We start from the raw sequence: 10,929 nt of genomic DNA, 5'->3' as shown, positions 1-10,929 counted from the left end.
ATCTAAAATCTAAAATCTAAAATCTAAAATCTAAAATCTAAAATCTAAAATCTAAAATCTAAAATCTAAAATCTAAAATCTAAAATCTAAAATCTAAAATCTAAAATCTAAAATCTAAAATCTAAACCTTAGTCATTTCTTCTATAAGAGATTTTTTACCTACAGTTTTTGTAATAATATCTTTTTCTAAACTCCAGCCTCGTGCTGGCGAATATTCACGTCCGTACCAAATAATCTGTAAGTGCAGATCGTTCCATAAATCTCTTGGAAATAATCTTTTGGCATCTTTTTCTGTTTGAGCGACATTTTTTCCGTTCGAAAGATTCCATCTGTACATTAATCGATGAATATGTGTATCTACAGGAAAAGCCGGAACGCCAAACGCCTGAGACATTACCACACTTGCCGTTTTGTGTCCAACCGCAGGAAGTGCTTCCAGCGCTTCAAAACTTTGTGGCACTTCGCCATTATATTTTTCAATCAAAATTTCAGACAAGCCATGAATTCCTTTTGATTTCATTGGAGACAAACCACACGGACGAATAATTTCCTTAATTTCCTCCACCGACATTTTCACCATGTCATACGGATTATCCGCTTTAGCAAACAACAAAGGAGTAATCTGATTCACACGCACATCCGTACATTGAGCAGACAATAAAACCGCAATCAAAAGCGTGTAAGGATCTTTATGATCTAAAGGGATAGGTATAGTAGGGTAGAGTTCTTTTAAGGTGTCGATAACAAATTGTACGCGAGCTTCTTTATTCATTTCCGTAATTTTAATGTTGTAAAAATAGTATAATTTTAATGATGTGCCTAATCCAGCTTTCCGTTTCAACTCCTCATTATGCTGGTAACATTTTTAAGTATTTAAAAGAGCTTCCGTTGGTCGCTTTTTAAATACAAAAAATGTAAACCAGCATAATTCCGGGGTTTTCACTGCAATCTGGGGCAAAAAAGAAACTTAAAAGGTTTTAAAATCTTATCAAGAAATCTTAATTTTGAAGAAATCTAAAATAATAATGTTCTGTAAGTTTTTGTAAATCTTGCAAGAATGTAAAAATCTAAAATCAACAATCTAAAATAAAAGAGATATGACAACATTAAAAGCAGGAGATAAAGCGCCAAATTTTTCAGGAACAGATCAGGACGGAAAAACACATAAATTGGCAGATTATGCCGGAAAAAAATTAGTTGTTTTCTTTTATCCAAAAGCAAGCACGCCAGGCTGTACAGCTGAAGCCTGTGATTTAAGAGATAATTTTCACCGTTTTCAGGCAAACAATTATGAACTTCTAGGTGTTAGTGCAGACAATGCAAAAGCGCAAGTCAAATTCAAAGAAAAATATGAATTACCATTTCCTTTAATTGCCGACGAAGATAAATCGGTTATCAATGCTTTTGGAGTTTGGGGACCAAAAAAGTTTATGGGTAAAGAATATGACGGAATCCATAGAACCACTTTTGTAATAGATGAAAAAGGGATTATCGAAGAAGTTATCGAAAAAGTAAAAACCAAAGAACACGCTTCACAGATTTTGAAATAGATTTTTTTGTTTCAAGTTTTCTTTGTTTCAGGTTTCAAGTTGCTTTACTTTACCTTTAATTTTAACGCAAAGCGCGCAAAGTTATTTGTCTAAGATCCTGCTGAAAAACGCAAAGTTCGCAAAGCTTACTCAATACAAAGCTTTGCGAACTTTTTTACCCTAAAACAGCGTCATGCATAAAAAAACTTAGCGCCCTTTGCGTTAAAAAAAAATATACAGTTCACAACAAACCTGAAACTTGAAACAAAAAAAAACTCAAACAAAGAAAACCTGAAACAAAAAAAAGTCCCAATAAAGGGACTTTTTTCATTACGTATTTTGTTCTAATTCTTTCTGTGGATGATATCCAAAAAGATGATGTTCTTTTATAAGTTCTGAAACACCTGATGGAAGCATATGTTCCCAGCCTGTCTTTCCTTGATTGATCATTTTTAATACCTCGCGAGAGAAAACTGATAGATTGTCTGGATCGTAATCTTCAATATCAACTACTTTTCCATTGAATTTAAAGAATTTATACAACTCTTTCATTCTTGGGTGAACTTTTAAGTTGTTAGAATTCATTAATACGCCATCTTCATCAAGCATTGGATACAAGAACACTTTCATATCGCGGTAGAATAATTTTCCGAAAGCTTCCAAAATTCCACCACTTAAATGGCGATAGTATTTCTCATCAAAAATATCAACAAGGTTGTTTACACCCATTGCTAATCCCATACGGGCTTTTGTATAATTCGCGAAATATTCGACAACTTTATAATATTCCTGGAAATTCGAAATCATTACAGTCTGGCCAAGCGAACAAAGTAATTCAGCTCTGTCCATAAAGTCTCGTTCGTCGATTTCACCATCCGAACGTAAATTCGAAAGCGTAATTTCAAAAACAACAAGTGTATTGTTTTTTTCGACTTTATTTTCTTTGAGAAACATATTTAATGATTTCTCATACATATCCATATTTACTTTGGTAACAGGACGGAAACTTCCTCTCAAAGCCAAAAGATTCTTTTTGTAAAGAATGGCAGCCGGCAGAATGTTTTTTCCTTCCGGATTAAACATTACGGCATCAGTCATTCCGTTTTTAACCAATTGTAAACTCATCAAACGGTTGTCAACGTCGGCAAAACGAGGTCCAGAAAAGTTGATCGTATCGATCTCTAATTGATCTTTATCTAAGTGATCATATAAATAACGAAGTAATCGCTTTGGATCATTGTATTTGTAAAAAGCACCATAAATAAGGTTAACACCTAAAATTCCAAGTGTTTCTTGTTGCAGTCTAGCATCAGTCTCTTTAAAACGAATATGAAGAATAATTTCGTTGTAAGCTTCGTCTGGTTCAATTTGGTAACGAATTCCAACCCATCCGTGACCTTTAAATTGTTTAGCAAAATCTATCGTCGCCACCGTATTAGCATAACTAAAGAAAAGTTTGGTAGGGTGTTTTTCTCGACTCAAACGCTCTTCGATGATTTGGCTTTCGTGGGTAAGCATTTTTTTTAGTCGCTCTTCGGTTACATATCTTCCGTCACTTTCAACACCATAAACCGCGTCACTAAAATCTTTATCATAGGCAGACATTGCTTTTGCAATTGTTCCCGATGAACCTCCGGATCTGAAAAAGTGTCTCACTGTCTCTTGCCCAGCGCCGATTTCAGCAAATGTTCCGTAAATATTCTCGTTTAAATTAATGCGTAACGCTTTGTCTTTTATAGAAGGAATCTGTTCGATGACTCTGTCACCTTTGAGCTTTATTTCTGTACCCATTTTTATTTTAAATAGATTTGTTACAAAGTTAGCAAATTAGGCTTCTAATGAAAGAGAAATAATCCTATTTTTGTAAAAAAATTAAGTTCAATTGAAGGTTTATTTTTTAGGTACAGGCACATCTCAAGGTATTCCGATTATCGGAGTCGATCATCCCGTTTGTAAAAGCACTGATGCTAAGGACAAAAGGCTTCGTGTATCCATTTGGATTACATGGAATGAGCATTCGTATGTTATCGATTGCGGACCCGATTTCAGACAGCAAATGCTTTCTTGTGGCTGCACAAAACTGGATGCAATTTTGTTTACACACGAACATGCAGATCATACTGCAGGTCTTGACGATATTCGTCCGTTTAATTTTAGACAGGGCGAAATTCCCGTTTATGCACACCAACGTGTAATCGAAAATCTAAAACGCCGTTTTGATTATGTTTTTGAAACTGTAAACAAATATCCAGGCGCGCCAAGCGTTAAAACAATAGAAGTGGTTAATAATAAACCATTTCCTGTCGGCGATAAAATAGCTGTTCCAGTTAATGTAATGCATGGAGAATTACAAGTTTTTGGTTATAGAATAGATGACTTTGCTTACTTGACCGATGTTAAGACGATAGAAGAATCGGAAATTGAGAAACTTAAAGGTCTTAAAGTTTTGGTTGTAAATGCATTGCGTGTAGAACCTCACGATACACATTTTAATTTGCAGGAAGCTCTCGATTTTATCAATTTGGTAAAGCCAGAAAAAGCTTATTTAACTCATATCAGTCATGTTTTAGGTTTTCATGAAGAAGTGCAAAAACAACTTCCTGAAAATGTTTTCCTGGCTTACGACAATTTAGAAATTACAATTTAATTATACCACAATGAGAAAATCCCTAATGCTGTATCTTTTGATATTAGCGGTATTAATGAATCTTTTTACTTATGCATTCTACAGTCAAGAAGTAAAATTTGAGCAAAATAGATACGAAAAAACAACCAAAAAATTAAGAGACAGCATCAATCTGGTAACTACAAAATTAGCCGATGCAGATTATTTTTCTTTAGAACATAATGAAAATGCACAAAACTACTTTGATAACAGTGCTTCTGGTGGAAAAGTAATTTTATTTGAAAAGCTGATTCCGGTTGTAACAGAGAAATTACTTGATTTTAATACAAATCCAAAAGGGAATCCTTATACAGGACAAGATCAGATTGGTCCAAATAAATTTATAATTAACAAAGTAAAAATCTTAAACCACCGTTGGATCATTGCAGATTATAGTAATGGAGAATTGTGGGGAGAAGTCTTGTTAAAATACTTTGTTGATAACGATGATAATATTACATTTGAAGTAAATCAAACTTGGTTATATCAAAAATAGGATTTTTTAATCCTATTTTTTTTTGACCTTAAAATTTATAGGATTATGAAAAAGATTATGTTGTTTACAATGATTGCAGGACTTTCTTTCTCTTGTGCAAAGAAAGTTTCCTCAGAAAATGCGGTTCAAAAAGAATCAAAAAAAGAAGTTGTTACTGGAGCCGATTTAGATTCGCATGGCTGTAAAGCTTCGGCCGGATATACTTGGTCAGTTCTTAAAAAAGAATGTATAAGAATTTTTGAAGGAACAAAATTATCTCATTATAATGATGGCAAAACCTATACAACAGTATCATACGTAATTTTTGAAGGCGATAAGGCCGAACTTTTCTTAGATACTCAAAAAGAATCCATTATTTTAGAAAGAAAGTCGGAAGGTGATTCTTGGAGAAAAGGAGATTTAGAACTTATTCCTTGGAAAGGTTATGTTTTAAAGAAAGCTGGGAAGATTATTTATACTGGACAGTAATTTTTGTTTTTAGTTGCAGTCTCAATTATAGCTTAGAACTTTGTCAAAGTTTGAAACTTTGACAAAGTTTTTGTCTTTTTAAAAGACACGATGCATTATAAATATGATGGTGTAAATCCAAAAATTATAAAGTATTGTAAAACTAACAGCATAAAGTATACTGTTTAATATATTGCCTCTACAGAGACTAGATTTTCTAAAGACAAGCCTCAGTGCTCTAAAAAAAATCCAATAAAGCATTGCGATGAAAGCAAGTATTGAAAACCAAATCATTGCACCAAAAGCCCAAACCAAATAGCTGATAACAAAGGCCATTATGAACCATACTATTAGGCTGAAAACTATTCCCAAAAAATCTTCACCTAAATCCTGATCTGAAGGATCAATTTCCACAAAAATCTTTTTTAAGAAATCGACATCTTTCTCGTCAAATCGATCTGTAATTTTACCTACATTATCTCTTACTTTAATTCCCTTAAATAATCCAATTGAGATGAATAAAAAGAAAGTAACAGACAGGATTGAGGTAGATATTAGTGAATTTTTAAATAAACTATTGTGATTTTCCAGACCAAAAAGCCAAACCGAGAGAATTGTAATTGGTATGACAATTACAGTTATTAAGAAAATATTTTGGGAATTTATGATTTGGTAATTACTCATAATTTAGAAACTCAAAATTGAAACAGAATCTATTATTTACTTCTCAAAACTAATATTTAAGTCAGAAAGTTCAACTTGAAATTTAATTCGGGCTTTCAAAGCAGAAAATACTTTTATTAATGTTTCAATTGTGACATTTCCTGCGTTGTTTTCTAATTTAGATATCTGAGCTTTTTGAACTCCAATAAGTTTTCCTAAATCTTCCTGCGTCATATTACGTTCTCTACGAGTTTGTTTTATAGCATTACCGATCATTTCCATTTGAAGTTCGTATTCAAATTTGTCTCTATTTTTTGTTCCAACTTTACCAACTAATTCGTTAGTTACATCGTTTAAAGTATGTGTCTTCATATTGATACTTTTTAATTTTTATCATTAAGATTCAAAAAGTTTTTCCATTTATGTATAAACAAAAACAAGCAAAAGTTTTCTTAAAAAGATACTTTTGCTTATTGTATTAAAATTATATTTAAGATCTAAATCAAAAGATTCTGTTTCAAAAATACAATTTTTATTTACTCAATAAATTTATTTTGAAAGATTTTTATTACTTTTTATTCTTGTAACCAATTCTTAAAATCAAAGAAATTCTGAGGAGCAACGCCATGTCCAACAGGATATTCCTTATAAACAACAGGAATATTTAATTTCTCTAAAATTGCTGGCGTTTTTCTAGCCCATTCAATCGGAATCACTTGATCTACCGTTCCGTGAGAAGCGAATATTTTTAAGTTTTTGAAATCGTTTTTCTCAAAACCTTCTTTAATGATTTCTTCATTAAAATAACCGCTCATTGCTACAACGCGCTGTATTTTTTCTGGGTACGAAAGAGCTGTTGCATAACTTAAAATAGAACCTTGGCTGAAACCTATTAAAGTCACATTTTGAGCGTCAATTGGGTAATTAGCAACTAATTCATCAATAAAATTTGCAATGGCATCTCTTGATGTTTTCGCCTGTTCGTTATCAGAAAATTTATTCTGATCGGCATCAAAATTAATGGCGTACCAAGCGTAGCTTCCGTATTGTAAATCGTACGGTGCTCTAGCAGAAATCACATAATAATTGTCTGGAAGTTCTGTTGCAAAAGAGAATAAATCAGCTTCGTTACTTCCGTATCCGTGTAATAAAAGCAATAACGGATTTTTATCTAAAATTACTTTTGGTTCTTGTATTTTGTATTCTAAAGATAGATTCATGTTAAATATGAGTTAAGCGTTTGCGCTTCGAATTTGAAATTTGTGTCAGATTTTCTGGTTTGCTTTAAACCTATCCAATACTTTTAAACCATTTTTGAAAAAGACCTCCCAATAAAGGAATAGGTCTCATCTGTCCCTGAATAGCAGTAAAAATACCATACGTCCACAAAACTGAAACACAAATCCACATTGGAAAAGTTATAAAAAAGCTGTCAAAGTTACTGGTCAATGCGCCAAAAGAAATAAAAGTAAGCGAAAGCCCTAAAGCCTGACGAATATGAAAAGAAGCAAATGAATTTTTGTTTTCAGAATTCATAGACATTGCAATAAGTACTCCAACGATTAAAATGTAACTCGTAATTGCAATTGATTTGCCTTCTTGGACTGTATTATTCATTATATTATTTGATAATTAGTTGATTTTGATTGAAAATCCCGTACGGAGATCCTTTTAATTCAGTTCCTAAAAAAGCAGAATTTTTAGATTTAGAAAGAATATCTTCTTTTGTAAAAGTTGATTTTCCTTCAGTAGTAAACAAAGTTAAATTTGCTTTGGCGCCTTCTTCAATCGTATTGTTTTCAAGACCAAAAAGAGTTCTTCCGTAAGTAAGTTTAGCGATAATAGTTTCAACAGGCAAAACCGTTAATAAAGCTCCAAAGGCACTTTCTAAACCAATAGTTCCATTTTTTGCAGTATCAAATTCCATTTTTTTGAATTCAATATCAATCGGGTTGTGGTCTGAAGTAATGATATCGATCGTATGATCAGCAATTCCGTTTAATAAAGCTTGTCTGTCCACTTCTGTTCTTAAAGGCGGTGTAACTTTAAAACGTGTATCAAATCCGTCTAGTTTTTCATCCGTTAAAACCAAATGATGTACAGATGCACTGCAAGTTACGTTTAAGCCTTTTGCTTTTGCTTCTCTGATTAATTCAACCGATTTTGCTGTAGATATCGTCGGAATATGAAGTTTTCCGCCTGTATATTCAAGTAGGAATAAGTTTCTTGAAATTTGCAATTCTTCGGCCAAATTCGGAATTCCTTTTAATCCTAATCTTGTAGAAACAATTCCTTCATTTGCTACACCATTTCCTTTTATGTTCGGATCTTGCGAGTAAGCAATTACCAATCCGTCAAAATCTTGGACATATTGCAAAGCGATTTTTAAGATATTAGCATTGTCGATACTTTTGTTGTAATCTCCAAAAGCTATCGCACCAGCATTTTTCATATCAAAAAGTTCTGCCATATCTTTTCCTTCACTTCCTTTTGTTAAAGCTCCAATTGGAAAAATTTCTGCGGCAAAACCGTTGGCTTTATTTTTTACGAAACTCACTTGAGACTGATTATCAATAACTGGGAGAGAGTTTGGCTGTAAACCAATTGCAGTAAAACCGCTTTTTGCAGCAACATTCAATCCGTTTGCAATGGTTTCTCTGTCTTCGTAACCTGGTTCTCCAAACGAAACACTGCTGTCAAACCAGCCTTGCGATACGTGAAGATCGTCAAAACGTACTATTTCAGCGTCGTCATTTGGAAGCGAAACACCAATTTTTTCTATTAAACCATCTGCAATTAAAAGATCAACGGTCTGATTATGAAACGGACTTTTTGAGTCGATAATTTTGGCGCTTTTGATGATTATTTTCATATGTAGAGATATTTATTTTATTCAAACATTAAATGTTTTTTTTATTTGCTACCATTAAGGCATTAAGTTCATAAAGTAAAAACTTAATAATCTTAATGCCTTAATGGTGAAAAAAAATCATTTTACGAATTTTATAATTGCCATTTCTAATGCTAAAAACAACAGTGCAAAGATAACAAACCATTTCCAAATCTGGCTGTCGGTTCGTTCGGTTTGCAGTGTATTAAAAATCGTCGAAATGGTATCGGCTGTTTTAAAATCAGAAATCACATTGGTATTTACCTGACTCAAATCACTTTCAGTTCTTTTATAATTAAAACTACTATTTTCCACCCATTCTTTTTTGTCGAAAATGCTGTAATTGCCAGCCGTTTCAGGGAAATCGTTGAAAGTCAGTTTTACTTTATTGTTTAATATTTGTTGAATCGGAATAAAAGAATCATCGTTTCCTTTTACTTCCAAAATAGCGTCTTTCGTCAATAAAACATCAACAAAATACGGAATGTTGTTTCCTATAGTTAAAGCGTTTACACCCGTTTTCTGATTGTTCTGCCCAATTTTATAAAATAATGGCACTATTAAAGGCGATTGCTGAAAATTAGAATTTGTACCGTTTATCGGAGCAGTAAAAATCGTTATCCCAGAAATTGGGGTTTGAATTGCTGTTACAAATGGTGTCTGGTCTTCAAAAGATAAAACAGAAGGATACGGACTTGAAACCCCAAAAGAACTATTGGTTTTTGGATATTGGAAATTTGTGATTTTATTTTCGAAAACACCAGAAAATAACGGATGATCAAAATTAATTTTTGTGATTAGTTTTGAATTGCTTTCTAAGTTTTTAAACTGCACTTTTCCGAAATTGCTCAAAAATGTATTCAGATTTGAAATCGAAGTTTTTTCAGAAGGAATTATTGCCAGATTACCGCCTTTTGTAACAAACGCTTTTAAAGTAGTCTGTAAAGCCTGCGGAATCTCTTCTAATTCGTTTAAAATAATAGTATTCTGTTTTTCAAGGCTGTTATAGTCCAAACTATTTAAAGCATAGTTCTGATAATTGAATTCGCCCGAAGTATAAATTCTAGAAAGAAAATTGCTTTTTTCTGGCGCTCCAATGCTGATTACGTTTGTCTTTTTGTTTTTAGAAATACTAAAAAACAGTTTGTTATCATAAGTCAGTCCGTTGTCTTCGATAGAAACGTAACCGTGAAAAGCTTCTTTTGGAATGGTAAAGCTGATTTTCTTTTTCTTTGTATCAAAATTGATAATTGTTTTGGCAATTAGTTTGTTTTGATTGTATAAAGCAGTTGAAACCGGTTTAAAATCTTCGCCATAAGCAGAGAGATTAATTCCGATTTCGTAAAAGTTTTCTAAAGTCTGATTGATGTAAACGCTGTCAATTGAAATATTATTTTTTTGTTCCGCTTCTGGAACTATAAAATAGGGTTTATCTTCAAAATCAATATTTTTTACGTCTTTGTCTTTCAAACCTACAGCGTCGGTAATAATGACAATATCTTTTTTATGAGCCGATTTATGCGCTTTTATTTTTGCTGTAATAGCCGAAAGATCAAACGCAGATGAGCTGTATTTAAGGTTTTGCAAAGCACTTTTAGAAGATTTGATATCGGTATTCCAGAAGTTTTCGGTATTGGTTAATAGCGAAAATTGAGCAGTTTCTGGCGTATTTTCTAATAATTCCTGAACGGCACGTTTTAATAATCCTCCTTTTTTGCCTTTTGCCTGCATACTAAACGAATTGTCCAGCACAATATACATTTCGTTTGAGGCATTTTTACTGTCTTTAGCTTCAAAAAAGGGTTGTGCAAAAGCTAAAATAAGGAAAGTCAGTAATAACAATCGCGTAGCTAACAAAAGTCGTTTTTTGATTTTAGAACTCTTACGAGTCTGAACCGCAAGTTCTTTTAAAAATCGAACATTGGTGAAATACGAAGTTTTAAAACGTCTTAATTGAAATAAATGAACCAGAATTGGTACTATTAATAAAAACAGAAAGTATAAAATTTCAGGATGTTTAAAATGCATTCCGGCTTTGATTTATTTCAATACGTTAATTGGTCAAAAATACAAATTTTAGTTTAAACCGTATTACGTTATGTAAGAGTTTATAAGTAAGATTAGAAAGAAAATCAAAATAATCTTGTATGACTTAATAGTGATGAAAATTCAAAAAAAATGTAACTTATGTAATTTCTTTTGTAACAAAAAATAAAGTTTCAAATCTATTTATTGATTA

Annotated in this window: 12 protein-coding genes; 4 read left to right on the top strand and 8 right to left on the bottom strand. The window is 32.4% G+C overall.

All coding sequences use genetic code 11. The annotated features are described in order from the left end of the window. Nucleotides 1-121 precede the first annotated feature (121 nt). Complete coding sequence (locus tag ACFSC2_RS25060) at nucleotides 122-772, bottom strand: endonuclease III domain-containing protein (protein WP_379813851.1); 651 nt, start codon at nucleotides 770-772, stop codon at nucleotides 122-124. Between the two features lie 325 nt (nucleotides 773-1,097). Between ACFSC2_RS25060 and bcp the strand changes: the two genes are divergently transcribed. After that, complete coding sequence (gene bcp / locus ACFSC2_RS25055) at nucleotides 1,098-1,550, top strand: thioredoxin-dependent thiol peroxidase (protein ID WP_379813850.1); 453 nt, start codon at nucleotides 1,098-1,100, stop codon at nucleotides 1,548-1,550. A gap of 309 nt (nucleotides 1,551-1,859) precedes the next feature. Here bcp and ACFSC2_RS25050 read toward each other — a convergent pair whose 3' ends face one another. Then, entirely contained in the window at nucleotides 1,860-3,320 is a 1,461-nt protein-coding gene (locus ACFSC2_RS25050; RefSeq protein ID WP_379813849.1) for a TonB-dependent receptor, read from the bottom strand. 91 nt (nucleotides 3,321-3,411) lie between these two features. Between ACFSC2_RS25050 and ACFSC2_RS25045 the strand changes: the two genes are divergently transcribed. From ACFSC2_RS25045 to ACFSC2_RS25035, 3 genes are read left to right on the top strand one after another with little or no spacing between them, the layout of a single operon-like run. Beyond that, nucleotides 3,412-4,176, top strand: coding sequence for an MBL fold metallo-hydrolase (locus ACFSC2_RS25045; protein ID WP_379813848.1), 765 nt, complete (start codon nucleotides 3,412-3,414; stop codon nucleotides 4,174-4,176). Nucleotides 4,177-4,186: 10 nt separating this feature from the next. Next, nucleotides 4,187-4,690 (top strand): hypothetical protein, encoded by a 504-nt coding sequence (locus ACFSC2_RS25040; protein WP_379813846.1) that lies wholly within the window; start codon nucleotides 4,187-4,189, stop codon nucleotides 4,688-4,690. Between the two features lie 45 nt (nucleotides 4,691-4,735). Beyond that, a complete protein-coding gene (locus ACFSC2_RS25035) occupies nucleotides 4,736-5,158 on the top strand; it encodes a hypothetical protein (protein WP_379813845.1) in 423 nt (140 codons plus the stop codon). A 78-nt stretch (nucleotides 5,159-5,236) separates the two neighbouring features. Here ACFSC2_RS25035 and ACFSC2_RS25030 read toward each other — a convergent pair whose 3' ends face one another. From ACFSC2_RS25030 to ACFSC2_RS25005, 6 genes are all read right to left on the bottom strand, one after another. Beyond that, the gene (locus ACFSC2_RS25030; RefSeq protein WP_379813844.1) at nucleotides 5,237-5,821 is read right to left on the bottom strand and encodes a hypothetical protein; all 585 of its coding nucleotides are present in this window, start codon (nucleotides 5,819-5,821) and stop codon (nucleotides 5,237-5,239) included. 36 nt (nucleotides 5,822-5,857) lie between these two features. Beyond that, nucleotides 5,858-6,172, bottom strand: coding sequence for a helix-turn-helix domain-containing protein (locus ACFSC2_RS25025; RefSeq protein ID WP_379813843.1), 315 nt, complete (start codon nucleotides 6,170-6,172; stop codon nucleotides 5,858-5,860). A 203-nt stretch (nucleotides 6,173-6,375) separates the two neighbouring features. Further along, entirely contained in the window at nucleotides 6,376-7,020 is a 645-nt protein-coding gene (locus tag ACFSC2_RS25020; protein WP_379813842.1) for an alpha/beta hydrolase, read from the bottom strand. A gap of 70 nt (nucleotides 7,021-7,090) precedes the next feature. Next, entirely contained in the window at nucleotides 7,091-7,417 is a 327-nt protein-coding gene (locus ACFSC2_RS25015; RefSeq protein WP_379813841.1) for a hypothetical protein, read from the bottom strand. A 4-nt stretch (nucleotides 7,418-7,421) separates the two neighbouring features. Continuing rightward, nucleotides 7,422-8,672: a dihydroorotase gene (locus ACFSC2_RS25010; protein ID WP_379813840.1), complete on the bottom strand. Its 1,251-nt coding sequence runs from the start codon at nucleotides 8,670-8,672 to the stop codon at nucleotides 7,422-7,424. 117 nt (nucleotides 8,673-8,789) lie between these two features. Continuing rightward, on the bottom strand, nucleotides 8,790-10,718 hold the full coding sequence (locus tag ACFSC2_RS25005) for a vWA domain-containing protein (RefSeq protein WP_379813838.1): 1,929 nt from the start codon (nucleotides 10,716-10,718) through the stop codon (nucleotides 8,790-8,792). Nucleotides 10,719-10,929 lie beyond the last annotated feature (211 nt).

This window comes from Flavobacterium artemisiae (assembly GCF_042678225.1).
In the GTDB taxonomy this organism is placed as follows: domain Bacteria; phylum Bacteroidota; class Bacteroidia; order Flavobacteriales; family Flavobacteriaceae; genus Flavobacterium; species Flavobacterium artemisiae.
This window is presented reverse-complemented; position numbering and strand designations above follow the sequence as displayed.